Raw genomic sequence first — 25,623 nt, 5'->3', positions numbered from 1 at the left:
GGCCGTACCGAGTGTTTGTTTCCGGCCGGAAATAAAGCCATTCCGATCGGCAACGTACCGTTTTCTAATAACCCGGACCACTGCCTTACTAAGTAGTCCGGCTTCTGAACCCATCAACGATCCAGAATTTATTCTACCGTACAAGCTCAACACCAATGAAGAAAAATAATGTATTCACGACGGTTTTAGGACTCGTTCTTACCGTACTGGGGGGATGTGACAACAAAGAAGACGACGTAGTGCCGGGCATTACGCTGACGGAAGTCGCCACGTCGTCGGTTCAGTGGACGGGCGTGGCGGTGTCGCAGCAGAGTAAGCTGTTTGCCAATTACCCCCGCATGGAAGTAGACACGATTCCGTATTCGGTGGCGGTTCTCGACGGTGGGCAGGCTCTGCCGTTTCCCAACCAGGAATGGAACACCTGGAATCCGACCCTCAATCCTCAAGACCATTTTATCTGCGTCCAGAGCGTTTACGTCGACGATCAGAACAATTTGTGGGTGCTGGACCCGGCTTCTCCGCAAATGCGGGGTGTGGTAAAAGGCGGAGCCAAGCTGTTGAAGTTTAATCCCAATACCGGCGAACTGCTCCAGCGGATTGTATTCAACGACGAGATGGTGGTTTATCCGTCGAGTTACCTGAATGATGTTCGGGTGGATACGCAGAAAAACCTGGCTTACATCACCGACTCCAATCAGGGCGGTATTATTGTCGTTAATCTGACGAGCGGTCAGGCCCGGCGGCTATTGGGTCGGCACCCGTCTACCAAATCGGAAGGCACAATCATCACGGCCGAGGGCCGAATTTACCGGACCCAGTCGGGCAAAATACCGTCTTCCGATTCGGATGGTATCGCCTTGAATCCCCAGCGAACGCACCTTTACTGGCACGCCCTGACGGGCCGTAGCCTATATCGGGTGCCGACGGAAGCCTTGCAGAACGAATCCTTGACCGATGAGCAGGTGGCGGCTCAGGTCGAGAAAGTGGCCGATACGGAACCAACCGACGGCATGATTTTCGACCCGAACGGCAACCTGTACCTGTCGGCAATGCAGCTTAATGCCGTCATCCGGATGGCGCCCGATGGCAGGCAGGAGCGCATGGTGCAGAGTGAGCAGCTAAAGTGGCCCGACACGTTCGCCCTCGGCCCCGACGGGCAGCTTTACGTCACCACCTCGCAGTTGCACATTCCCCGAACGGAGCGCACCGAGCCGTATCGAATTTTCAAATTCAACCTCCAGTAAATCAGCCAATAGAACACCAGGGGCCGCTCGCTGACGGGTACGGTATCCCGACCCAAACCAGCAAGCGGCCCCTGGTGTGTTCTTTGTTACCGCCTATCCCGCTGCGACGACTTCGGTGGAGCCATCACCTTTCACAAACGCTTCGGAAATGGGCTCCACGGTTACGATCACAAACTTGGAGGTGGGCGTATTGCTGATATAGGCCACGCTGGCCACCGGCACCAGCACGTTGGCTTCGGGATAATAAGCCGCCGTGTTGCCCTTCGGAATGTTGTAGGGAATGGCAATCAGCCTTTCCATCATCCGGGTCTGGCCTTCAAAATGGCTGGTGACATTGACTAGCTGCCGCTCCCGAATGCCCCGGTCGGCCATGTCCTGCGGATTCATGAAAACGATTCGCCGTTCGCCGTGAATACCGCGGTACCGGTCGTTGTAATCATAGACCGTTGTGTTGAACTGGTCGTGGCTCCGGATTGTCATCAGCACCAGTTGGTCGGGCTGGATGTGGTGCATCACCATGTCGGTGACCGAGAAATTGGCCTTGCCGGTTTCCGTCGTGAAGTTGCGTTCGCGGGGGCCGTTGGGCAGGTAAAAGCCGCCCGGTTTGCGGATTTTCTCGTTGAAATCCTCAAAGCCCGGAATCACGCGGGCAATCGCGTCGCGGATGGTGTCGTAGTTCTCCGTATAGGCGTCCCAATTCACCGTCGAGCGGGGCCCCAGCGTTGCCTTGGCAATACCGCAGAGGATGGCGACTTCGCTGCGCATTTCCCCTTCCAGCGGTTCCAGCACGCCTTTGTTTCGGCTCACAACCCCCATTGAATTTTCGCAGGAAGTGAACTGATGTCCCGACTTCTGCCGATCAATATCCAGGTGGGTAAAACAGGGCAAAATGAGTGAGAGGGAGCCGGTTGTGAGGTGCCCCCGATTGAGCTTGGGAGCCACAAAAGCCGTCAGCCGCTGCTTCCGCATACAGTCCGCGATAAATTCGGTGTCCGGCCCGGCCGACAATAGGTTGCCACCCAGACTCAGAAACACCTTGATTTTACCGTCGTGCATCGCCTTGATGGTTTCCACCGTATCCAGACCGTGTTCGCGGGGCGGCTGAAAGTTGTATTCCTTTTGCAAAGCGTCCAGAAACTCCTTGTGAGGACGCTCCCAGATGCCCATTGTCCGGTCACCCTGCACGTTGGAGTGCCCGCGAACGGGACACAGCCCCGCGCCGGGAATGCCGATGGCGCCTTTGAGCAGGTGCAGGTTCACAATTTCCTGAATGCTCATCACGCCGTTTTTCTGCTGCGTCAGACCCATTGCCCAGCAGGTAACAATCTTTTGTTTGTGGGCCAGGAGGTTGGCCGCTTCGCGTAACTGTTCGCGCGGAACCCCGCTCATTTCCTCGATATCTTCCCAGGTGGTGTTGCGAATCACCTCCGCAAATTCCTCGTAACAGGTTGTGTATTGCCGGATGAATTCGAGGTCGATCACCGTACCGGGGGCTTTTTCTTCGGCTTCCAGCAGGTACTTCATGATGCCCCGCAGAACCGCCATATCACCGTTGATTTTCACCTGCAGAAACAAATCGGTGATCGGCGTACCGTGGCCCAGCAGGGTTCCGACGGCTTTGATCGGATTCATGAAATCCTGCGGGTTTTTGAAATGGCTCAACCCCGCTTCGTGCAACGGATTAACGGAAATGATCTTGGCGCCCTTGCGCTTGGCAATCTGTAAAGCCGTCAGCATCCGGGGGTGGTTGGTTCCCGGATTCTGCCCCATGATGATGATCACATCCGCTTCGTGAACATCATTGAGCGTTACCGAACCTTTGCCCAGGCCCACCGTCGGGCTCAGGGCCGAACCGCTGCTCTCGTGACACATGTTGGAGCAGTCGGGCAGGTTATTCGTTCCAAACTGCCGCACAAAAAGCTGGTAGACGTAGGCGGGTTCGTTGGGCACTTTACCGGAGGTGTAGAAAGCGGCCTCGTTAGGCGATTCCAGCTTGTTTAGTTCATCCGCAATGAGTTGAAATGCATCGTCCCAGGCAATAGGCGTGTAGTGGGTAGCACCGGGCCGCAGCACCACCGGATGCGTAATGCGACCGGCGTTGTTGAGATCGCGGTCGCTCATCTGCGAGAGTTCCACCACGCTGTGCTTTGCAAAGAAGTCTGTATCAACGCGCTTGTGGTCGGCATCGGAAGCAGTCGCTTTAGCCCCGTTTTCGCAGAATTCGGCAATGGACCGGTCTCTGTCCGGGTCGGGCCAGGCGCAGGACGAACAGTCAAAACCGTCTTTTTGATTGAGCTTCAGCAGGGCGTGGGTTCCGCGGCCAACGCCGGCTTCACCCCAGGCAAATGAGCCGGATTTCAGGACGGCGGGCAATCCGGCGGCCACATCGGCCGGTTTATCTAGTTTGAGGCCCGTAAATCGTTCGGGTGGCTGGGCCAGGATGGTGAATTTTCGTTTGTTCTCCAATGTATCGGGTGCGGGTAAAACACGCTTATCGGCATCTGGTTTGCCGTGCGGATCGTAGTGATTATTGGTCAACGCGCTACCCTGACCGGGCCGTTCTCCACTCCTTGGCTCCTTTCCAATCACCTGTTCAGGTATATCAGCAGGCTTTTTCTGGTTGTTGGGTGACTTTTCCATGACAAAAGCGAAACTCGTTGACGGATTTAATCAATAAACGCAATAAACCCGAATGTGGATGGTTCTGTAAAAACTTTAATTTTATTTAAATAGTCATTGGACTTCCATGCCGGAGGTCCAATGACTGTAAACTACATAATGAGGTAATGTCTGCCGGTTAAATCGTTGGTGTTCCGCCCGTTACCTGCACGGTACTCCCCGTCATGTAACTGGAATCATTGGAAGCCAGCAGGACGTAAATTGGAGCCAGCTCAGCGGGCTGACCGGCGCGTTGCAGCGGCACATCCTGCCCGAAATTTTTCACCTTCTCCGGCGGCATCGTCGACGGAATCAGGGGGGTCCAGATGGGGCCCTGCGCCACACAATTGACCCGGATGCCTTTTTCACCCCACACCTGAGCCAGATTGGCCGTAAAGTTCTGAATAGCGGCTTTCGTGGCTGCGTAGTCCAGCAACGTGGGGCTGGGTTTGTAAGCGTTCACCGAGGTGGTATTCACTACCGTGCTGCCGGGTTGGAGGTACTGTTCGGCGGCTTTACAGAGGTAAAACATCGCGAAAATATTGGTGCGGAAGGTCCGGTCCAGTTGTTCGCTCGTAATATCCTGCAACGATTCCTGCGACATCTGATAGGCCGCGTTATTGACCAGAATGTCCAGCCCGCCCAACTCCGACACGGCCCGCTCCACCAGCTGCTGGCAATGAGCCTCATCGCGGATGTCACCCGCCACCAGCACGGCTTTCCGACCGGCTTCTTCGACGTAGCGGGCGGTTTCCCGCGCGTCCTCTTCTTCGTTCAGATAGGCAATGAGCACGTCCGCCCCTTCCCGGGCAAAAGCAATGGCCACGGCCCGGCCAATCCCCGAATCGCCCCCGGTAATGATTGCTTTGCGACCGGTCAGCTTGCCCGAACCTTTGTAGGAGGTTTCACCGTGATCAGCTTTGGGCTGCATGTCGGCTTCGGTGCCCGGCACCTCCTGTTGCTGCTCGGGTTGCGGGGGTTGTGGATAGTTGTTCTGGGGGTCTTGTAGGCTGGATGGATTCATTGGGCTTTACATTTTCAGATTAAACATGAATACTACTCTGTTAACCTGATTGCCCACCCATCAACCGGATTTGCCGGCGTTCCTTTATCAGAAATGAGTCAATGGACCCCGCCCGATTTTACCCCCGCAAACCAAACCATCCTTTCTTTTTCAGATCAAACCATAGTCCGTTCGCCAGCCGGTGGCCCGCCAGCGCAACCCGCTGTTCGGCAACGGGCCGCATTGTTGGCAAGTAATCGGCGGGCAACACCACTCCGTTGTCGCCCGTACCGGCCAGAAGCGATCCCTCGCGGTATGACAACCGCCGGGCCAGTTCAAAACTTTCCACGGACCAGGCATCAATGTCCGGTTTCCGTCGGCGGGGTGCTTTCCGGCGTGGGTACGCCTGTTCCAGTTGGCGAGCCAATTGATCGGCCGCGTCAAAGCGATCCGTGCTGAGCAGCATCCCGTCCCAGAGCGCGTGCAGATTGCGCGTTGGGTTGCTCATGCTGACTTTGATCTTGAACAGGTTGCCACCCTGATCTCCCGCCGGAAATTGCGGACTAATCAGGGCTGCCGTATGCAGGGGCATGTGCACATCCCCGGCCAGGTGGAGCAGCCAGCACAGGGCAACGGCTTTCATGCTGTCTGGTGCGTCGCTTTTCAGAAGCTGCCGGTTTTGCTCAAACGCCTGCAGAATGTTTTCGCCCGTGGCCAGGGTGGTATCGGTCCGGGCCATTCCCATCGCCGGGTTGTAGACGTAGTTGATGTAATGCCAGGTCGGGTGGTCGTAAGGATTGTTTGGCTCTTTGATGTCATCCGGCCAACGGGCGGCCAGCATAAAAAGGTACCGATTTTTGTCGTCTTCCGATAAGGTCGAATCCCGAAGCGTGGCCGCCCAGCGGGTTTTGGTGTCCGGGTGCTGTCGCAACAAGGCAACCAGACGGGCTAGTTTTCGGGGCGATTTTACCTGTAAATCCCGGTACGCGATGGCTCCAATGGCCATGTGGGTGGGTTTATTCCAGCCGCAGACCGATAACGGCCACAGACTGAGTAAAAGCCACGGCCAGAGCCTCTTTGTGTGTAATGCCTTCATCATAGGTTCGTGAGCGGGTCGGTAAACTTGCATAACCCGCTAATTCCGGTTTGGTCGGTTGATTTTTGCAAAAATAATAGAGCGGTGGCTGAAGCGGTGTGCAACAAAAATCGAAATCAGGGCATCTACCCCCAAAATCCTCATCAAAACTTGTATGAAAAGTATTGCTACGCTACTGATCCTGCTTGGTCTCCCCTCGTGCTCTTTCGCCACGTGGTCAATCATTCTGGTTGACGAAAAAACCGGTGAAATCGGCATAGCCGGAGCGTCCTGCTCGTACAATTGCTACGGTATTGGCCGTATTCTGCCGGGTCAGGGGGCGGTTATCGTCCAGGCAATGAGTAACCACGACGCCCGGCAGGCGGGTGTAAAACGGCTCAAAGCCGGTCAATCACCTGCGCAAATCGTTGCCGCCCTGCGCGATCCCCGGTTTAGGCCCGAAGAACAGCAATACGCCGTTGTTAGCGTCCGGTTTCTCGATGCGCCCGCGACTTACACCGGAACGGCCACCCATGCCCACCAAGGCGCGTTGACGGCCCGGGGCGTTTCGGTACAGGGCAACACCCTCACATCGGACGATGAACTTCAAACGATTATGGATGCCGTTCTAAAAGGCCGGAGGAACGCCCTGCCCATCGACGAAATCCTGATGCTGGCGCTGGAAGCCGGCTCCAATGCCGGGGGTGATCGACGCTGCGGGGCGCAACGTGCAACCAGTGCCTTCATTACCGTTACCAAAGCCGATGATACGTCACAGAAGCCTTTCCTCGACTTGTCTATTTTCGGTCAAAAGTCGGGCGGCATGAACGCCGTCAGCATGCTGCGGAGCAAATACACGAAATGGAAAAGCCGGGCATCAGAATAAGCTGGCCGCGTTCATCAGGCCAGTGGAACTCCGGCTTCGGCGGCTTTGCTGATGACAAATTTTCGGGCCTCGTCGTATTCTTCGGGGGTACGCAGATGTTCGAGCAGGAAAGGGGTTTCCTGCGGTAAAGCCGTCACCTGCCGGATGTAGGTCACGTAATCGAGTGCTCCGCGCCCCGGCATGGTTTCGGCAAAGTGAACGTCTTTTCCGTGCACGTCCTTGGCGTGAACCGACACAATCCAGCGGCCCAGTTTCCGGAATGTTTCATTGATGAGTTCCGTGTTCTGGTAATACCGTCCGGGTGTGTTGATGATGTTGGCAATGTCGATGTGGGCCGCAAACGCGGGGCGGTCGATGGCTTTGATGAATTTCAGGTACGAATCCGAACCGTCAGGCAGGCTCCACCCCATCATTTCCAGCGCAAATTTGGCCTTTTTGGGCTTTACGGTGTCGATCACCTTCCGGCAATTTTCGACCGTCGCATCGAAATATTCTTTTGATAGATTGCGGGCATCCGGGCCGTCCCACTGCTTGGGATTAAACGAACCGCCAATGTTGACGCAGGTCAGCGCCCCGACGGCATCGGCCAGCGCCAGCCGTTCCGATACGTACGTCAGGTTCTTATTCCGCTTTTCAGGATTCTGCTCCAGCATATTTACCCAGGCACCAACTTCCGCAATAATCACGTTCTGAGCCGCAAAAGCGTTTCGAATGGCGTTAATCTTCACGGTATCCGTCAGATTCACCGCCGGGATGTATGCCGAGCTGTATTGCAACCGACGGTGTTCCCGCGCCAATTCCTCCGGATCCTCACTTTTCAGGAAGATGGGACCGCCCAGCCGTAACGGTTTTGGGGCCGCCCGGAAAGCCGGAAGCGACGGCGCCAGCAGGCCACCCGCCAAAATGGTGGAGGATTGCAGAAATTCACGACGGGACCAGGATTTCATAGCATTGTGTAGCGTTGGATCATACGTTCAAAGCTACACTTTTCTACCTGATTCGTTCTATGGATGTTGTCTGAAAGTCTCCTTTTTCCACCCGCCCGCAGTCTCGTTTCCTCCGCGCTTTTTTGTCTGGTCGAAAATTAATAATCCGTGGTTTTGGTAATCCGACCGAAACTCTTCTATTTTTGCATCCTTGTTGCATTTGCATCATAGTTGCATAAATAACTCTTAAAACATGAAAGCTTCCTTTTATCGACTAGCTCTCTCCCTGAGCGTGGCAGCCCTCCTGACCTCCTGTCAAAAAGACGGTAACGATCCAGCTCCGGGCCAATCGGCGGGTGAGTACCAGCACGTACGGCTTCTGGTTTCGGATGGAACCAGTAAACAGCTTACGCAAATCGCGCCCGCCAGCGGCACCATCACAACCTTCGACGCCCAGTATCCGAACGCTACTTTGTACGCAACAGCATCCGGGCGGTTTGCGGCTCTCCTGTACGGTTCCCAGAACTTCGTGCAGTATTTCGACAGTGGTCTGGAATACCACGGCGACCACGTTGATGTAAAGGGAACGCCCAAATTTGCGGCCATGACCAGCGACCGGCCCAAACCGACTCACTTTAAAACGAGGGGCACTGAATCGCTTATTTTTAATGATGGAGACGGCACGCTGAGTGTCGGGAACGAAGCCGATTTCCACGTGGCCGGGGCGAAAATGAACGTGATCAACGCCGGACTGACGGCGCATCATGGGGCAATGGCTAAATTTGACAACGGTACGTACGCGGTCACGTTCGTGGATGCTTCGTCTAAACTGTCCGGTCCGCACGGGGTCAAAATCATTGATGCGACGGGCAAAGAAGTTTTCGCATCGAAGCTGGCGGTGAGTCGGTTACACGGCAACGCTACCGACGGCACCAATGCGGTTTTTGGCGTAGCGGGTGGTGCGCTGGTGGTAACTCAATCCGGTGAGCAGCGGCTTATCTCCAATCCCGAAGGCTTTGGCGACATCCGGCTGGGCACCATTCTGGAAGCGGCTGCGGTGAAGAAATTCGTGGGTTTCGTTGCCACCAAAGGGGCTTACTTTGTCGACATTACCGCCAATCGAATTACACCGATTTACGAGGGAACAGACGTGATGCAGTGTAAAGTGGATCGGGCCGGAAAAAACCTGTTGCTGCTGCTGACCAACGGCACGCTGAAAATCTACGATCTGTCGACCGGGAGCCTGAAGAAAGAAGGCAGTGTCATTGGCGCTACACCCTCGACCGACACATTCAAACCGGTGATGGAAGCCACCGAAAAATACGCTTACATTGCTCTGCCCACCCTGGGAGAAGTTCATCAGATCAATTTAACCAACCTGGCCCAGATTACGAAGCACAAGGTTTCGGCCCAGCCCACCCGGTTAGCCATTCTCGGTTTCGAAACCGACGAATCCCATTAAACTTCGCGAGCAATCTGTTGCGGGCTGGGAAGCTTTTTGCCAATCCGCAACAGATTACCGCTTTGGGTTGGTGCCGCTTAGCTAATCCGGCTCCAGTTCGTTTCACCCTCCCGCTGAACCTCAACCTGATTCCGAACGGGCGCGTGCTGGGGCAACACCAGGCCGGGGTCTTCTTCCAGAATTTGCTGCGCTGATTCGCGGGCGGCCGTCAGAATGGCTCCGTCTTTGGCCAGGTCGGCCAGGACCAGATCGGCAATACCGCTCTGCTGCGTTCCGGAAAGATCGCCGGGGCCGCGCAGTTGCAAGTCCACGTCCGCAATTTCAAAACCGTTGTTGGTTTTTACCAGCGTTTCGATGCGCGTACGGGTTTCCTTGCTGAGTTTGTAACCGGTCATCAGCACACAGTACGATTGCTCGGCCCCCCGCCCCACGCGGCCCCGCAACTGGTGCAACTGCGCCAACCCAAACCGTTCCGCACTTTCAATCACCATCACACTGGCATTCGGAACGTTGACGCCCACCTCGATCACCGTTGTGGCCACCATGATTTTGGTTTCCCCTTTTACAAACCGCTCCATCTCAAAATCCTTGTCGTAACCGCTCATCCGGCCGTGCAGCACGCCAATGGGATGATTCGGAAACGCGCGGGCGATGCTTTCAAAACCGTCCATCAGGTCCTTGAAATCCAGCTTTTCCGATTCCTCAATCAACGGATACACCACGTAGACCTGACGCCCCAGTTCAATCTGCTGCCGCATAAACCCGAACACTTCCAGCCGGTGCGTATCATACCGGTGAACGGTTTTAATGGGTTTGCGCCCCGCCGGTAATTCGTCAATAACCGACAGATCCAGGTTGCCGTAAAGCGTCATGGCCAGCGTCCGCGGAATGGGCGTGGCCGTCATGACCATCATGTGCGGAGAAACTTCCTGGTTTTTGTTCCAGAGCCGGGCACGCTGGGCCACCCCGAAACGGTGCTGCTCGTCGATGATGCAAAGGCCGAGGTTTTTAAATTGCACCGCATCTTCGAGCAGCGCGTGCGTGCCGACAATGATGTGCATCATGCCGTTCTGCAACTGCTCGTGAATAATCCGGCGGCCCTTCGTGCGGGTCGAGCCCGTCAGCCGTCCGATGTTCAGGCCCAGTTGGTCGGCGAAAACCTTCAGACCGTAGTAATGCTGATCCGCCAGGATTTCGGTGGGGGCCATGATGCAGGCCTGTGCACCGTTGTCGATCGCCATCAGCATACTGATAAAGGCAACGATGGTTTTTCCGCTCCCGACATCCCCCTGCAACAACCGGTTCATCTGCTTGCCGCTGACCACATCGGTGTGAATTTCGCGCAGCACCCGCTTCTGAGCCCCGGTCAGGTCGAACGGCATGAATTCCTTATAAAACCGGGTGACTAATTTCGTGTGCCGGAAAACCTGCCCCGGGTATTCGGTTCGGTGAACGAGCTTGTTCTTGATCAGCCGTAACTGATTGTAAAACAGCTCCTCAAATTTCAACCGCCGTTCGGCCTGTTTCAACCAGGCCTGACTTTTAGGCAAATGGATATTTTCAATCGCGTCGGCCTTCGAAATCAGGCGGTATTGCTCCAGCAGCGAATCGGGCAGCGTTTCGTGAATGTACGGGTAAGCCACCTCGAGCAACTGACGCATGGTTCGGGCAATCAGTTTGCTATCCACCCGCATCCGACGCAGTTTTTCGGTCAGGTTATAAACGGGCTGGAAGGTCATGTTCTGCTCGCTATCGGGCGTAAGCGGGTCCAGTTCCGGGTGAGTGATGCTGTAACTGCTGCCAAAGGCGATGGCTTTCCCGTAGGCGATGTACTCACCCCCGGCCCGCAGAAACTTCTCAAAATGCGAGATTCCCTGAAACCACACCAGATCCATCGAACCGGTATGGTCGGTGAAGGTAGCCACCAGGCGCTTCTTGGGCCCTTCACCGGCAATTACCCAATCCCGGACGCGGCCAATGACCTGAACCGCCGGAAGGGCATCGTTCAGGTCGGCAATGGTGTAAAAGCGCGTACGGTCTTCGTGCCGGAATGGATAATACTGAAGCAGGTCCCGGTACGTAAAAATATTGAGCTCGGTATTAAACAGTGCAGCCCGCTGAGGCCCTACGCCCTTTAAAAATTCAATCTTTGTGTCGAAAAACGTGATACGCTCCGTCATACCTCTGTTTGTAGAACAATTTCGTTGGCCCGGAATCGTTCTGTTGCCAGGTTCTTCTGATTAACCAAAGCTACAAATTTTCTTAAAAGATACGGTTCTTTGGCCCATTTGATGCACTGCCCGAGCCAGAAATCCGTATCCAAAACGGAGAAAAGACAACTTTTCTGCGGTCGATGCTTGTGATAATTTTGACAATGGCTTACTTTTTGCGCGAATTTACCGGACAGCAAGTGGTCTATGACTCAACGGAATACTTATCTCTTCATCTTGTTTTTGCTTGGCCTAAGCACTTGGGTATCAGCATCTCACATTGTCGGCGGCAACATCCGGCTCGCCCGCCAGGGAACGGCCGACCAGTTCACTTTGTCGCTCCATTTGTTTATTGACGACCTGAATAGCCGGGCGGGTGAAATAAAGCCAACCGTCAAACTGGCCATTTACCGCCGAAAAGATAACCTGAAAATGGGTGAGTTTGAGCTACCACTGCTCAATCAGCAACCCCTGAGCGCTTCCAACCAGGCGTGTGCCCAACTGCGTCCCCTGAAACTGCGGGAAGTGGTTTACAGCAAGGAAATTGAACTTTCCGCAGATCGCTTCGATGATCCGGGCGGTTATTACGCGGTCCACGGAGTCTGTTGCCGCAGCGGTGCGATCGATAACATTACGCAGGCCGATGAATCCGGCATGGTCTTTCACCTGGAGTTCCCCGCCCCCAAACTAACGCCCAATTCATCGCCCACTTTTTCGGTTCCAACCGGCGAATATGCCTGCAAAGGACAACCGTTCAGCTTTAGTTTTAAGGCCACCGATGCCGACGGCGATCAGCTTAAATACTCGCTGGTAACGCCCTACAAAGGATTCACCGACCAGGGAACGGCGTATGACAACCAACCCAGTTCGGCTTATCCGACGGTTGGCTGGCGACCGGGATTCAGCGCGGAAAATGCCGTGCCGGGCGCGCCCGGTCTCAGCATCAACCCGGAAACGGGGCAACTGAGCGTGACGGCCAGTCAGGTCGGCTTGTTTGCCTTTGCAGTTTTGTGCGAAGAGTTTCGGAACGGGCAGCGAATCGGCTCGGTCCGGCGCGATTTCCAGTTGGCCGTTGTCGATTGCCCCACCAACACCCCGCCCGCCCCCGTTATTGAACTGACGCAGGCGCCCGTCAACGCGCACATTGAAAAGGACGCCGGGGGAGTCGTCACCAGCGTATCCGTTTGTCAGGGGCAGGAGCTTACCCTCCAGACCGAATCCTCGACGGAATGGTCGTTTCAGTGGCAGCGAGACGGTCAGAATCTGGAAGGAGACACCACCGCCACCCTGGTTGTCAAAGCGTCCGGCGACTATACCGTCATTAAAAAATTCCGAAATACCTGCGGTAAACCGAGCCCCGCCCAGACCAGCGTGCGGATCAACATGACCGAAGCCGAGAGATTGAAGTTAACAGCCAGCGGCCCCACCACCTTTTGCGACGGCCGGTCGGTCCTTCTGAAAGCACCCGAGGGGAGCTACACGTATGCCTGGTTCAAAAATGGCCAGCCGATCCCGGGTGCCCGGGAGTCGGATTACCAACCGCACGAAACCGGCGAATTTAAAGTCCAGATTTTCAGCGCAGTAACGGGCTGTACGGTAACTGACAGCGTGTCGGTGCAGGTGCATCCTAAACCCGTCGCATCGATCACTCCGCCCCCCGCCACAACGGTCTGCTCCGGGGATACCATTCGTTTGAATGCCGTCGCCAGGCCGTCGTATCGGTACCAGTGGGAAATGACAGGAACCGTTCTGAATCAGGAAGAAACCGCATCGCTGGCGGCTACTCAGTCCGGCTATTACGTACTGACCGTCACCGACACCAACCAATGCCGGGCCGTCTCGGACGGTATTTTACTTACTTTCAACACTGCTCCGACGGTTTCAATGACCCCTTTGCCCGCCATTTGCGAGAACGCCACCGAGCGTTTATCGCTGCACGCCGAGCCCGGTGGCGGAACCTTCACCGGTATTGGGCGGGCAGCCGGGGCCGTGACGGCGTCCGAATTTGACCCTTCCAAAACCGGCCCGGGGCAATACGTCATTACCTATACGCTGTCGCAGACCGGTAGCGCCTGTCCGGGCCGTGCGCAGCAAACGGTGCAGGTGCTGCCCGCTCCGTTCATCCGGGTTTCCGATGTAACAGTTCGGCGCGGTAGTGAGGTCCAACTTAATCCAACCAACGTTGATACACTCCGTTACGTCTGGACGCCTTCCGTGGGTCTGAGCAGTCCGGTAACCGCCCGCCCCTACGCCAGTCCCGACACTACAACCACCTACCGCGTGAAAGTTACCACCCCGCAAGGCTGTGAGTTTACCGCCCAGCTAACGGTAACGGTCATGACCGCTCTTTTCATTCCGGATGCCTTTACACCCAACAACGACGGGCTAAATGATGACTGGGTCATCCGGGGCATTGCCGATTATCCGGACTGTACCGTTGAAGTGTACAACCGGTGGGGAAATCCGGTTTTTGTTTCAAAAGGCTACGCGCAGCCCTGGGACGGGCGGAGCAATGGGCAGGACGTTCCCCCGGCCGTTTATCAGTATGTCATCAAACCCGGCGGTTCGCACCCGCACCGGAGCGGTAGCGTGCTGATTACCCGCTAAATACGCTAAATAACGCACCGTATTCATAGAAATTTCCAATGTCGACGTAGCAATTCCTGTTTAATTATTCTTAAACAAGTGTGGTTTTTTCTATCGAATGGGTTTTTCGATTAATTCCTATTTACGATTTTTGCGGCTGTTTGTGTACAAAACAGAATCGTATGGAAATACCGTATACAAATTCTGATAAAAAACCGATTGTCCTGTTGGTGGATGATGACGAGGAGGATCGAATGTTGATGCGAATGGCGCTGGAGTCGATGCAAATGGCCTCCCCTATTCAGGAATTCGATAGTGGAGAGCGTCTGCTGGACTTCATGCAGCAGGAAACCAATCAATCGGTAACATCGCTGAATTTGTGGATTGTCATTCTGGATAAATACATGCCGGGTTTGAGTGGCTTTGATACGCTTCGCAAAATCAAGGAAAACGCTCTCTGGGAACGCATTCCGGTTGTTTTGTTTGTCAATACGCAGAATCAGGACGAAATGGAATTATGCATCGACCTGGGTGCAACAGTCTGTATCAGTAAACCCCTGTACTTCGATGAAATTAAAGATCTGATGCGGGAGGTTTACCAGCATTGGCTCAATTCCGCATCGGCTTCTTCAAACCATTGATTATTCCAAAAGCCGGACCTCTACCCGGCGGTTTTTGCGTTTATTTTCCTCCGTGTCATTAGCGGCAATAGGCTGAGTCTGTCCGTATCCTTTAGAGCGCAGGCGGTTTTCGGCAATCCCGTTGGCAACCAGGTACGACATAATCACCCGGGCCCGGTTTTCGGAAAGCGCCAGGTTCAGCCGCGGATCACCCACATTATCGGTATGGCCGGAAATCTCAATCCGCACATCCGGACGGCTCTTCAGCAAAGCAACCAACTGGTTGAGCTGGGTGTACGACTCCGGCCGAAGCATATAACTGCTCTGGTCGAAATACACCCTGTTGAGGGTCACGGCTTTACCGGGAGCCAGCGTTGATAAATCGGTATTAACAGTAGCCGGTGGCGTTGCTTCCGGGGCCGCCGGCCTAGACGATGTCGTATTGGGTGGAGGGTTTGTTGGGATGGGAGTTGCGGCAACGGGTGGTGCGGTCTGAGCGGGGGCGGTTGCCACGGGGGGGGCAGTTATTGGCGCCGACTGAGTTGCTGCGGGGGGAGCGGCCGGTTGCGGTATCGGTTCTGACGCTGGGGACTCCTGCGCGACTACTGGATTACGAGCCCGTTGCAGCGGAATTGTAATGTCGTGCTGGTCTTTCACATCAACGACATACGTATACGGCTGGTAGCCCGGCGTTTCGACCGTAAATCGGATTTTCTGCCCAAATTCGGCCAGAAATGTAAAGCGACCTTCGCGCGGTGGTCCGGTCATGATGACTCGTTTGCCATCAAATTCCTGAATCTGCACGTTAAGAACCTGCCGGACGAGTTGTTTAGTCTCGAAATCGATCACGGTTACATTAACCGGCGACTCGCTCGAAATTTCCCGCTCCATAATCAGGACAACGGTTTGCCGGGCCTGGTTAGGGTCGATAATCCGGTCGAGTCGGAGGATTTTCTGGGCGGGACGGTATCCGGCCTGTGTTGCATCAAGCCGGTACACTCCTCCCGCCGGAAGCGCGACCGTATACGAACCCGATCGCAACGTCCCACGCTGCACCTTCCGGGTAGCCTCACTGGTGATCGTCAGCGTAGCCGGAATGGGCCGACCGTTGCGCTCCCTTGTTTCAATCTGGACGGTGTATTCATCGACGGGATTTCCCTGCCCGTTGCAAATTACCGCCTGAATGATCAGAACCAGCGATACTGCAAAAATTTTCAAAACTCTCATGCGCTCCAGGCTACGGTTTTCGTTGCAGACTTGCTATCGCCAGACCGGCGTAGATGTCGGCACCGCGCGGGCGCAATTTATTGGAATTACTGCCAATCATACCAAACAAATTGTCGGTTCCCAGAAAAACGGGTCCAAGGCGGATGGAAGCACCCGCCACAAACGAATTGTTGATGATGGTTAGCGGAACAGCCACACCCAGCGCTGAGGTTTCCAGCCGGGGCGTTACCGAAATCAGCGAAGGCTGGCGAATGGCAATGGCATCCTTGGGCCGGACATCCTGCAGCAGGGTACCGGTCAGATAAAGCCCTCTTCCGATGGCCAGGTCCGCATTGATCGATAAAGCCGTTGGCAACCCTGACGTAAACCGCCCGCTGTTGTTGGCATCGGTGAGTCCCAGTCTGTTTGTAACCACATTGGCAATACCCTCACTGCCAGACACCTGACCAAAGTCCGTTGCTTCAAAGCGCCTGTTGGCGGCATCAATGGAATACTGGTGGACATACCGGTCATCGCGGTACCGGATGGCTCCGATATCCAGTAGGGCGATGCCCAACCGGAGGGCGTAGTTATTCGGATCGTCGGCGGACTTGAGCTGGTAGGAAATCCCGATGTCGGCTCCCCAGCCCCGGCCCGGGTTGTTACCATCAAAAAGCTGCCGGAGCGTTACCGAGCGGCCACGGTCTTGCAGGTAGGTTGTGTAGCCCAGTTCGGCGTTGAGTTCATCAACCTGCAGGTAATACTGGCCCGATTGTACCGAATCACTCAACACACGGTATGAAAGGCCGCTGTTTTTGAAATAACCCGCCGTAATTCCTTGCAGCCGTTTTACCGTGATACCAATGGAAAGCTGCTGATCATCATTCTGAACGATAGCCCCGGCCAGCGTCAGGCCCAGTTCGGCGTAGGTGTTGGTATTGGCCGTAAACCGATTGTCCCGGTTGGGAAGATTATAAAACCGTTGATCTTCGAGTCCCGCCCGGACAACCGACAGCAAGGCTTCAGAAGCATTGTTAACCTGGGCAGTGGCCCGCAACCGCGTCGTCAGACCGATAGCGGCTCCCTGGCCCAGCCGCACCAGCAGCGACGGGCCGCGCAGATCCGTCCAGGCCGTTGCCGATTTAGGTTTGCCATTTCCGCTTTCTCCCAGGTATTCCGGACGAAATAATACCGCCCCATCGGACAGTCTATATGGACCGGGCACCCGTTTCAGCACGAGCGACATAAGCGAATACGGAGCCTGGTAGCGAAAGTAATCGTTGTTGAGGTGGGCGTTTCCGGCTCCAATGTTCAGGTAAAAGCCGTACTTCGAATCCGCAGCAAAAGCCGGATTAAGGTACAGGCTCTGCGTTCCCCCGTACGGACTGGGGGATACGCCCAGAAAGTTCTGAGCGGTAACGGAGGAAATAAAAAAGCAGCAACAAAGAAGATTAAAAGACAACAGCCGCAGGCTCATAAGCAAAAAAGGTCAGAATATAAACAACGAACGATGGTTTACAAATGATAATTGTCAACGAACAAAGTTATCACTTCTAAGCCATCGCTCGTCATTTCTTTAAACGCCTTCTGCTTCGACTTGTTTTACGTCGGGTACTAATCGGGTCAGTAGATTTTCAATACCGGCTTTCAGCGTCAGCGTGGAAGAAGGACAACCGCTGCACGATCCCTGCAGCAAAACTTTGACCGTACCGCTGTCTTCATTGAAAGAATGAAAGCTGATAGCCCCCCCATCGGATTCCACGGCGGGCCGAATGTATTGGTCCAGGACGGCCTTGATTTTCTGCACCGTCGGCGAATCGGCTTCTACTTTCGTGGTGTTGGCGTCAATCGTCTGCTGGGCAAATACCGGCTTCTGGTCGTTGAAATAAGCCCGGACGAACTGTTTAAGTTCAAAGAGCACATCTTCCCACTCGGTTTCGTCGTCTTTTGTAACCGTAACAAAGTTGCTGGCAATGAATACCCGCTTGACGAAGTCGAAGCCAAACAGAGCCACAACCAGCGGGGAGCTTTTGCTGTTGACGATTGCTTCGGACGCATCAGCGTAGTCGAACGAAAGCCCTTCCGGAGCCAGCGGAAAGTTCACCACAAACTTCATGGAATTGGGATTCGGGCTGCTTTCGGTATAAAGCGAAACTGGAGGATATAGCGAAGTTGTCATTTTTTACAAGTGTTGGTTCAAGCCAGTACGAAAGAAACAGCAGCCGGAAAAGATTAGTTTGCGGATACGAAAAAACCTGCCCGGCGGAGCCAGACAGGTTCGTATGCGTTGCTTATTCCGCTCGGAATAACTTCAAATGCTTATTCAGCAGCTACTGTTTCAACCGGAGCCACTTCCACAACGGAAGGACCAGCGGGGATCACGCTCACGAAGGAACGGCCGCCTTTGCCTTTACGGAAGTGAACTTGACCGTCGACCAGTGCAAACAACGTGTGATCTCTACCGATGCCAACGTTCGTGTCAGGGTGATGTTTGGTACCACGCTGACGAACGATGATGTTACCAGCAATGGCAGCCTGACCGCCAAACAGTTTAACACCCAGGCGCTTGCTGATCGAGTCGCGGCCGTTCTTGGAACTACCTACACCTTTCTTGTGTGCCATTTTTTAAAAAGTTTAAGGTTCAAGGTATGAGGTTTAAGTAATTAGCTCTTCGGCCTCAGACCCTAAACGGTATTATACAGTAATGTCTTCGATTAATACTTTGGTCAAATACTGACGGTGGCCGTTTTTCTTTCTGTAGCCTTTCCGACGTTTCTTTTTAAAGACGATTACTTTCTCGCCTTTCAGGTGTTCCAGGATTTTACCAGAAACCTGAGCGCCAGCGACGGTCGGGGCGCCTACCGAAATGGTACCGTCATTATCGACAAGGAGAACTTTGTCGAACACAAGTGCAGCGTCCGTGTCGCCTTCCAACCGGTGGGTGTAGACATAACGGCCCTTCTCTACTTTAAATTGCTGCCCTGCGATCTCTACGATTGCATACATGATTGATACAGAAAATGTTGTTTCTCAAAAATGAGGTGCAAATATAAGAGTTATTCTCTGAAAAAAGAAATCAGAACCTTCTATTCGGGAGAAATGTTAATTAAGTGGGAAACTTCTTGGTTCTTTGCTGGTTAGCATGAATTTTGTGTAGCTTTCCATAACGAATGCCGACAGCGCGCAGGACCTGTTGGCAGTAAATTTCCCTGCCGGAAGAATGTTTGGGGTTTCGGCATTGCACGGTTCTGCGACGAGATAATATTGCTTAACCCATAAATATGCATGAAAGCGTGGATCAGCCTGCTGGCTGTACTGATAACGACAGTAGCGGCTACATTTACCCCGGCACCTCCTTCCGATGAAAAGAGGCCTCACACGCTCGGCGACGTTGTGCAGGATTTTAAATTGAAAAACGTCGACGGTCGAATGATTTCACTGTCTGATTATAAAAACGGAAAAGGTGTTATTGTCATCTTTACTACCAATCACTGCCCGTTTTCGAAAGCCTACGAAGAACGAATGATTGCGCTCGATCGCAAATATGCCTCGCAGGGCTTCCCGGTTGTGGCGATTCAGCCCAACGATCCGGCGGCTTATTCTGAAGATTCTTTTGAAAATATGAAAGCCCGGGCGCAGGAGAAAAGCTATTCGTTTCCGTATTTGTCGGACGAAGCGCAAACCGTCGCCCGCCTGTTTGGAGCTACCCGTACGCCGGAAGCCTTCGTGCTGAAACAAGTCGGCGGACGCTTTACCGTTGAATACACCGGCGCGATCGACGATAGTCCGCAAGTGGCTTCGGGCGTCAAACGTCGGTACGTCGAAGAAGCCGTCAACAACCTGCTGGCGGGTCGGCCCGTCGTCACCACGACCACGAAAGCCATCGGTTGTGCCATCAAATGGAAAGGAATGATGAGTTACGAGTGATGGATTGCCTCGCGGTAAACCGTCTAATGCCTTCCTTGCCGATACGTAGTTCCTTCTGGCATTTCATTTGCCAATGACCTTTTACAAACCAATCAATCAGAGACATGAAAAAGGTCATCCTAACATTCAAACAAATCCGAATCCTGGCTGGTGCCGCATTAGTTATAGCTTCCCTTTCGTTAACGGCTTGTCAAAATGATGGCAAGAACGAATCCCGGACCGAAGACGCCATGGAAAATACGGGTGAAGCCGTTGAAGCTGATGCCAAAGAAGCGGGCGATAAAATGGAGGCTGAAGGTGAAGAGGCCGCTGCTGATTTCCGGGAAGAACGCGACAAGGCCGTCGCCAATATGAAGGAAGAACAACGCAAGCTCGACGCCCGGATTGATGAAATGAAGGCCGATATCAAGCGTGAAGGGGCCGAAGCAAAAGCCGAATCCCGCGAGAAACTGGCCGATCTGGAGCGGGAACGTAAAGAACTGGGCGAGGACCTCGACAAAGCGCAGAACGCAACCGCAGCCGCCTGGAAAGACGTAAAAAAAGGTTTCAAGCAAGCCGGTAAGAACATCGGCGATGCATTCGATAAAGCCGGTGAAAAACTGGACAATGACAACAACTAATTAGTAGTCTGAAGTTGAAGTATAGTAACAAAAAAGCCGTTTCGCCTATGCTGGTCGGGACGGCTTTTTTGTGGACATTTTTCCCCATTTGATGGAGTAAATTGCCAACAACGCCACGCTGGTCAACACAGATCAACAGGCTCTGCTGATTTTTTTACCTTTCCCGTTTAAAAATTAAAATCCTGGAGAAATAAACAAGCCGTACCGATTTGGGTAATAGTATAAACGGCTAGTAACTACCCATTCATTTACAGTGATTGTCACTTTTACGCTATTACGGTACCGGCCCCGCGGCTGGTACGGCGCTTTTGCCAACATGGGACGCTGGATGATGCAGCCCTTTCAGACCGACGGTTTGCAGTTTCAGAAAATGATGGGCTGCGGACGGAATTTTGGCTTGATACCAGACATGTCGGCCTACGTCTTCCTGGGCGTGTGGACCGACGAACAAGCCGCCCGGTCTTTCTTTCAATCCGACCGCTGGAAGCGCATCTGCCAGAACACAAAAGAGGTGGGTACGCTTTACCTGCATCCGCTTCGGTCGCACGGGGCCTGGGATGGCCAGAATCCCTTCGGTTCTTCATCGGAGTTTCGTCCGGATGGTCTGCCGATTGCGGTTCTGACGAGAGCCACCATCCGGCTATCGGCTTTGCCCGATTTCTGGCGGCACATTCCGCAGGCTCGTGAGCGTCTGAAAAATCACACCGATGATCTGTTGCTGGCCCTGGGCGTTGGCGAGAAACCGTTGGTACAACAGTGCACCGTCAGCGTCTGGAAAAACGCCAAAACAATTGAGCAGTTTGCCTACCGGGAAAGTGGTCACAAGGAGGTTGTCCGGCGAACCCGCGAACGGCGCTGGTATTCGGAAGAGCTGTTTGCCCGGTTCGCGGTGGTAGCCAGCGAGGGCCTGTTTTTCGGCAAACCGCTCGCATCGGAAGCGCTCACGATAAAATCATAAACCTTCAAAATCGCTATTTCGGCGCCATCCGAATGGCGCCGTCCAATCGAATAACTTCGCCGTTCAGCATGGGGTTTTCAACGATGGCTCTGGCCAGCAACGCGTACTCGTGCGGCCGTCCCAGCCGCGACGGAAACGGCACCTGCTGCCCCAGCGAAATCCGCGCTTCTTCGGGCAGCCCCATCAACAAGGGTGTTTCAAACAAACCGGGGGCAATGGTCATCACCCGGATGCCGGTTTTGGCCAGATCGCGGGCAACGGGCAGCGTCAGGCTGGCGATACCACCTTTGGAAGCCGCGTAGGCGGCCTGTCCAATCTGACCGTCGTAAGCCGCTACTGAGGCCGTGTTGATGATCACTCCCCGCTCCCCTTCCGCATTGGGCGTATTTTTTTCCATGGCAAAAGCCGCCAGCCGGATGACGTTGAACGTGCCGATCAGGTTAATTTTGATTACCTTCTCAAAAACCGCCAGCGAATGAGGACCGTACGTGGCGTCTACCTTACCGATGGTCTTGCGGGCCTCCGCGATACCGGCACAGTTGACGGCAATCTGCAGACTACCAAATTCCTGAATGGCCAGATCAACGGCCGTCTGAACGTCGGCTTCACTGGTAACATCGGTGCGCAGAAACCGCACCCGCTCCTGTAATTCAATCGCCAGGGCTTCGCCTTTTTCTTCGTTTAGATCCAGAATGACAACATTGGCCCCCAGCGAATGAAACAGCCGGGCCGTTGCTTCGCCCAGCCCGGAAGCTCCGCCGGTAATCAGGGCTGTATTCGTGTTTACCTGCATAACTGATTCTACAGAATAGCCATTAGTTCTTTCAGGTGCTGAATTTCATACGTGGGTTTTGGCCCCTCAATCGGCAGGGTGGCAAGGTTGTAGTAAACCACGTCCATGCCGGCATTCAGCGCCCCGCGCACATCGGCTTCGTAGTTGTCGCCAATCATCAGGCTTTCGCGCAACGACGCTCCGGCGGCTTCCAATGCAAACTGAAAAATACGCGGATCGGGTTTCTTAGCGGCAGCTTTCTGGTTCGTAATGATGTGCTGAAAATAATCAGTCAGGCCCGAGCTGGCCATTTTCAGGGCCTGAATTTCATCGAACCCGTTGGTAATGATGTGCAGCACATACCGGTCTTTCAGATGTTCCAGTACTTCGATTGCCGACTCCATCAGGTGGGGTTTGCGGGGGAGCAGTTGCAGATACCGCTCGTTCATGTCGTCGCACACGGAATGATCCGTCACGCCGATGGCATCCATGACCAGTCGGAAGCGCCGTTCCCGAATTTCGGCGTGTGTCAGGCGGTTGTTGTCGAAATCCGACCAGAGCTGCCGGTTGATGACGGTAAAATGCTGATTGAACACCTCGGCCGACGCCACGCCAATCTCCGCCAGCCGAAACGTTTCGTACAATTCACAAAGCGACTCCGTTGAGTTACGCTCAAAATCCCAGAGGGTATGATCCAGATCGAAAAAAAGATGTTTATACATAAACTGCCAGGTGGGAGCCGTTGCGTCAAGCTGCTCTCCCTATTCAATACCGTTTAAGTTGGTAGAACGATGATACAAAACACCGCCGACTTTCCCATAACCGTTTGGATAAGTTTTTAGGACTTTACTCATCCTGAAGCCGATCGTTTTCGTATATTGAATACATCCCCTGGAGAAAGGCTGCATGTCGGAAGAGTTCTGTATCCGATTTTTTCTGAAAGATTTGTAAACGATTCGAACCCTTTTGTACGTTTGGGGGTCTATTTGTAACCGGCAAAGAAAAAGTACAAAGTAATCTTTAAATAAGGCTCAAATCATAAAGTTGCCGAAAAGTGGCTGTTTTTTTACGATTCGCCTAATAAAGTACAATATTTTGACCGATTATTATGAAAATAATTCTTCCGGGTATTGCAAAGTACAATGAAAATATTTTACTTTGAGATAAATAATCAGATCATTCACTAAAAATCCCAACGCTCACACACTATCGATACAACGCTCTACGTTACCTAACTGATTACTGAAAAATGGACAAATTGCAGGTTAGCGACAGTGAGCTTATATCCCTGTACATCCGCGGTAGTGAAAAAGCCTTCGAGAAGTTGGTTCAGCGCCATAAATCGAAAGTTTATACCACGATTTATCTGATTGTAAAAGACCAGTACGTTGCCGAAGATTTAATGCAGGACACCTTTATCAAGGCCGTCGAAACCCTTAAATCTGGTAAGTACAACGAAGAGGGGAAATTTTTACCCTGGATTATTCGGATCGCTCACAACCTGGCTATTGATTTTTTTAGGAAGGAAAAACGCTACCCCAATGTAGTGTTTGAAGATGGTAGTAATGTGTTTAACACGCTGGAATTTGCCGAAGATTCAATTGAGTCGGTGCAGATCAAGCAGGAGACACATGAACATCTGCGTGAGCTGATTCAACGGCTGCCCGAGCAGCAACGTCAGGTTCTGATTATGCGGCATTACGAGGAAATGAGTTTCCAAGAAATTGCCGATGCAACCGGAGTCAGTATCAATACGGCATTGGGGAGAATGCGTTATGCTTTAATCAATTTGCGAAAGCAACTAAGCAAACGTTCCCCATACTATGATACAAATCTTTACCAACGATGACGTGATCCGGTACGTCTATGAGGAGACTTCCGCAGAGGAAAATCTGTTGATTGAAGACGCCCTGATGGCCGAACCGGAATTAATGAGTTTCTACCTGGATACGCTGGAGGTTAAGTGTTTGATGAACAAAATCGAACGCACTCCGTCGGACGCCACGATTCAAAATATCCTGAATTTTTCAAGGAATTACTCGCCAAACCCGTCTGCCTGATTTACGGCCTGACGGGTTTTTATTTCTCCGCTCAACTCGATTTTCTCTGCTTGACTCTGCGAAACTAATGCAAAACTATTTCGCAACGTAAAGCGGAGGTAACTGAGTTGAGCGGAGTGAGTAGTTGTTTTATTCTATGCAAAAGAAAGAGCGCTTTCGCCTGTTTCTCGATTACTTCATTACGAACTTTCCGGAACCAAAGACTGAACTCCACTACGGCAATCCGTATGAATTACTGGTCGCGGTTATCTTATCGGCCCAATGCACCGATAAGCGGATTAATCAGGTGACTCCCAAATTATTCGAGCGGTTTCCCGACCCCGAATCACTCGCAGCTGCGTCGGTTGAGGAGGTTTTTGGCTACATCCGGAGCGTGTCCTATCCGAACAACAAAGCCAAGCACTTAGTCGGTATGGCGAAGGTGCTGACCGAACAGTTTGGTTCGGAAGTCCCGGCAAAAGTGGAAGAGTTGCAGAAAATGCCGGGGGTTGGCCGCAAAACTGCCCACGTTATTACGTCCCTGATTTTTAACCAACCGACAATGGCCGTTGATACGCACGTTTTTCGTGTGTCGCACCGACTGGGGCTGGTTCCTATAACTGCCACCACACCTTTGGCCGTTGAGAAAGCCCTGATGCCTTACATCCCGAAGGAGTACGTTCCCAAGGCGCACCACTGGCTGATTCTGCACGGACGGTACGTGTGCATTGCCCGCACTCCAAAGTGTGCCGAATGCGCCCTGTCGCACTTCTGCAAGTATTACGAGAGTCTTGAACGGGGGCTACGCCGGGTCAAAGGCGAACCATCCTAGACCGGAATTATGCGGAAGGATTAACCTAGATGTGTCACCGCCGTGGCTGGCCTCCTGGCTAATCCTTCATTTTTTGAACGACGCGATTAGAACTGTTCCAGTCCGGCAAAGAAAAAGTCGCTTTCAATTTTAGCGTTCTCGTCCGAGTCCGAACCGTGAATGGCGTTTGCTTCCATTGACTTGGCAAACTGCTTCCGGATGGTGCCCTCCTCGGCCTGAGCGGGGTTGGTGGCGCCGATCAGCTTGCGGAAATCCGCCACGGCATTGTCTTTCTCCAGAATCATGGGAACAATGGGTCCCGACGACATGTACGTTGTCAAGCCGTCGTAGAAAGGACGCTCCTGGTGTACGGCGTAGAACTGCCCGGCGCGTTCTTTGGTCAGATGAACTTTCTTGATGGCAACGATTCGAAAACCGGCTTCTTCAATGATTTTAATGATTGCGCCGGAATGGCCCTCTGCTACCGCATCGGGCTTAATCATCGTGAACGTACGGTTGGTCGTCATGAGGAAGTGAGCCAAAATATTATTTGGCTTCAAAGGTATAAAGATTAGATAACAATTCTTCGTAATTTTGTGAATTGATACTTGCCCGCTCCT

General features: G+C 53.3%; 24 protein-coding genes. 11 read left to right on the top strand and 13 right to left on the bottom strand.

Annotation, left to right across the window (positions count from 1 at the left end; genetic code table 11):
• Window positions 1–155 precede the first annotated feature (155 nt).
• Window positions 156–1,244 (top strand): SMP-30/gluconolactonase/LRE family protein, encoded by a 1,089-nt coding sequence (locus OQ371_RS11215; RefSeq protein ID WP_265993855.1) that lies wholly within the window; start codon window positions 156–158, stop codon window positions 1,242–1,244.
• A gap of 93 nt (window positions 1,245–1,337) precedes the next feature.
• On the opposite strand, the gene OQ371_RS11210 is transcribed toward OQ371_RS11215, so the two are convergent.
• The 3 genes from OQ371_RS11210 to OQ371_RS11200 form a co-directional block, all read right to left on the bottom strand.
• Window positions 1,338–3,884, bottom strand: a complete 2,547-nt coding sequence (locus tag OQ371_RS11210) for an FdhF/YdeP family oxidoreductase (RefSeq protein ID WP_265993854.1) — start codon at window positions 3,882–3,884, stop codon at window positions 1,338–1,340.
• Window positions 3,885–4,041: 157 nt separating this feature from the next.
• Window positions 4,042–4,926: an SDR family oxidoreductase gene (locus OQ371_RS11205; protein ID WP_265993853.1), complete on the bottom strand. Its 885-nt coding sequence runs from the start codon at window positions 4,924–4,926 to the stop codon at window positions 4,042–4,044.
• 118 nt (window positions 4,927–5,044) lie between these two features.
• Entirely contained in the window at window positions 5,045–6,004 is a 960-nt protein-coding gene (locus OQ371_RS11200; protein WP_265993852.1) for a S1/P1 nuclease, read from the bottom strand.
• Window positions 6,005–6,155: 151 nt separating this feature from the next.
• Here OQ371_RS11200 and OQ371_RS11195 point away from each other — a divergent pair, with 151 nt between their 5' ends.
• On the top strand, window positions 6,156–6,866 hold the full coding sequence (locus OQ371_RS11195; RefSeq protein ID WP_265993851.1) for a DUF1028 domain-containing protein: 711 nt from the start codon (window positions 6,156–6,158) through the stop codon (window positions 6,864–6,866).
• 14 nt (window positions 6,867–6,880) lie between these two features.
• On the opposite strand, the gene OQ371_RS11190 is transcribed toward OQ371_RS11195, so the two are convergent.
• Complete coding sequence (locus OQ371_RS11190; protein ID WP_265993850.1) at window positions 6,881–7,813, bottom strand: sugar phosphate isomerase/epimerase family protein; 933 nt, start codon at window positions 7,811–7,813, stop codon at window positions 6,881–6,883.
• 232 nt (window positions 7,814–8,045) lie between these two features.
• Here OQ371_RS11190 and OQ371_RS11185 point away from each other — a divergent pair, with 232 nt between their 5' ends.
• Complete coding sequence (locus tag OQ371_RS11185; protein WP_265993849.1) at window positions 8,046–9,254, top strand: hypothetical protein; 1,209 nt, start codon at window positions 8,046–8,048, stop codon at window positions 9,252–9,254.
• Window positions 9,255–9,331: 77 nt separating this feature from the next.
• Here the strand turns inward: OQ371_RS11185 and recG are convergent, their stop codons facing one another.
• Entirely contained in the window at window positions 9,332–11,434 is a 2,103-nt protein-coding gene (gene recG / locus OQ371_RS11180; RefSeq protein ID WP_265993848.1) for an ATP-dependent DNA helicase RecG, read from the bottom strand.
• 237 nt (window positions 11,435–11,671) lie between these two features.
• On the opposite strand from recG, the gene OQ371_RS11175 reads away from it, so the two are divergent.
• Both OQ371_RS11175 and OQ371_RS11170 read left to right on the top strand, forming a co-directional pair.
• Entirely contained in the window at window positions 11,672–14,071 is a 2,400-nt protein-coding gene (locus OQ371_RS11175; RefSeq protein WP_265993847.1) for a T9SS type B sorting domain-containing protein, read from the top strand.
• A 161-nt stretch (window positions 14,072–14,232) separates the two neighbouring features.
• The gene (locus tag OQ371_RS11170; protein ID WP_265993846.1) at window positions 14,233–14,691 is read left to right on the top strand and encodes a response regulator; all 459 of its coding nucleotides are present in this window, start codon (window positions 14,233–14,235) and stop codon (window positions 14,689–14,691) included.
• On the opposite strand, the gene OQ371_RS11165 is transcribed toward OQ371_RS11170, so the two are convergent.
• From OQ371_RS11165 to rplU, 5 genes are all read right to left on the bottom strand, one after another.
• Window positions 14,692–15,897 (bottom strand): OmpA family protein, encoded by a 1,206-nt coding sequence (locus tag OQ371_RS11165; RefSeq protein ID WP_265993845.1) that lies wholly within the window; start codon window positions 15,895–15,897, stop codon window positions 14,692–14,694. It lies immediately after the preceding gene.
• A 10-nt stretch (window positions 15,898–15,907) separates the two neighbouring features.
• The gene (locus tag OQ371_RS11160; RefSeq protein WP_265993844.1) at window positions 15,908–17,353 is read right to left on the bottom strand and encodes a DUF5723 family protein; all 1,446 of its coding nucleotides are present in this window, start codon (window positions 17,351–17,353) and stop codon (window positions 15,908–15,910) included.
• A 99-nt stretch (window positions 17,354–17,452) separates the two neighbouring features.
• Entirely contained in the window at window positions 17,453–18,055 is a 603-nt protein-coding gene (locus tag OQ371_RS11155) for a NifU family protein (protein ID WP_265993843.1), read from the bottom strand.
• A gap of 140 nt (window positions 18,056–18,195) precedes the next feature.
• Entirely contained in the window at window positions 18,196–18,498 is a 303-nt protein-coding gene (gene rpmA / locus OQ371_RS11150; protein ID WP_265993842.1) for a 50S ribosomal protein L27, read from the bottom strand.
• Window positions 18,499–18,570: 72 nt separating this feature from the next.
• Window positions 18,571–18,882, bottom strand: a complete 312-nt coding sequence (gene rplU, locus OQ371_RS11145; protein WP_134030886.1) for a 50S ribosomal protein L21 — start codon at window positions 18,880–18,882, stop codon at window positions 18,571–18,573.
• Window positions 18,883–19,161: 279 nt separating this feature from the next.
• Here rplU and OQ371_RS11140 point away from each other — a divergent pair, with 279 nt between their 5' ends.
• The 3 genes from OQ371_RS11140 to OQ371_RS11130 all read left to right on the top strand — a co-directional run bounded on the left by OQ371_RS11140 (window position 19,162) and on the right by OQ371_RS11130 (window position 21,381).
• Entirely contained in the window at window positions 19,162–19,803 is a 642-nt protein-coding gene (locus OQ371_RS11140) for a thioredoxin family protein (RefSeq protein ID WP_265993841.1), read from the top strand.
• A 104-nt stretch (window positions 19,804–19,907) separates the two neighbouring features.
• On the top strand, window positions 19,908–20,423 hold the full coding sequence (locus OQ371_RS11135; protein WP_265993840.1) for a sll1863 family stress response protein: 516 nt from the start codon (window positions 19,908–19,910) through the stop codon (window positions 20,421–20,423).
• 253 nt (window positions 20,424–20,676) lie between these two features.
• Window positions 20,677–21,381 (top strand): DUF3291 domain-containing protein, encoded by a 705-nt coding sequence (locus OQ371_RS11130; protein ID WP_265993839.1) that lies wholly within the window; start codon window positions 20,677–20,679, stop codon window positions 21,379–21,381.
• A gap of 13 nt (window positions 21,382–21,394) precedes the next feature.
• Here OQ371_RS11130 and OQ371_RS11125 read toward each other — a convergent pair whose 3' ends face one another.
• Window positions 21,395–22,174, bottom strand: a complete 780-nt coding sequence (locus OQ371_RS11125) for a 3-hydroxyacyl-CoA dehydrogenase (protein WP_265993838.1) — start codon at window positions 22,172–22,174, stop codon at window positions 21,395–21,397.
• Window positions 22,175–22,182: 8 nt separating this feature from the next.
• Complete coding sequence (locus tag OQ371_RS11120) at window positions 22,183–22,875, bottom strand: YjjG family noncanonical pyrimidine nucleotidase (protein ID WP_265993837.1); 693 nt, start codon at window positions 22,873–22,875, stop codon at window positions 22,183–22,185.
• 527 nt (window positions 22,876–23,402) lie between these two features.
• Between OQ371_RS11120 and OQ371_RS11115 the strand changes: the two genes are divergently transcribed.
• The 3 genes from OQ371_RS11115 (at window position 23,403) to nth (ending at window position 25,024) form a co-directional block, all read left to right on the top strand.
• On the top strand, window positions 23,403–24,002 hold the full coding sequence (locus OQ371_RS11115) for an RNA polymerase sigma factor (protein ID WP_265993836.1): 600 nt from the start codon (window positions 23,403–23,405) through the stop codon (window positions 24,000–24,002).
• Window positions 23,977–24,213: a hypothetical protein gene (locus tag OQ371_RS11110; protein WP_265993835.1), complete on the top strand. Its 237-nt coding sequence runs from the start codon at window positions 23,977–23,979 to the stop codon at window positions 24,211–24,213. Before OQ371_RS11115 ends, OQ371_RS11110 begins: the two co-directional genes overlap by 26 nt.
• Before the next feature lie 136 nt (window positions 24,214–24,349).
• Window positions 24,350–25,024, top strand: a complete 675-nt coding sequence (nth, locus tag OQ371_RS11105) for an endonuclease III (RefSeq protein ID WP_265993834.1) — start codon at window positions 24,350–24,352, stop codon at window positions 25,022–25,024.
• Between the two features lie 86 nt (window positions 25,025–25,110).
• Here the strand turns inward: nth and OQ371_RS11100 are convergent, their stop codons facing one another.
• Window positions 25,111–25,530 (bottom strand): nucleoside-diphosphate kinase, encoded by a 420-nt coding sequence (locus OQ371_RS11100; RefSeq protein ID WP_265993833.1) that lies wholly within the window; start codon window positions 25,528–25,530, stop codon window positions 25,111–25,113.
• Window positions 25,531–25,623 lie beyond the last annotated feature (93 nt).

The organism is Larkinella insperata (assembly GCF_026248825.1).
In the GTDB taxonomy this organism is placed as follows: Bacteria; Bacteroidota; Bacteroidia; order Cytophagales; family Spirosomataceae; genus Larkinella; species Larkinella insperata.
This window is presented reverse-complemented; position numbering and strand designations above follow the sequence as displayed.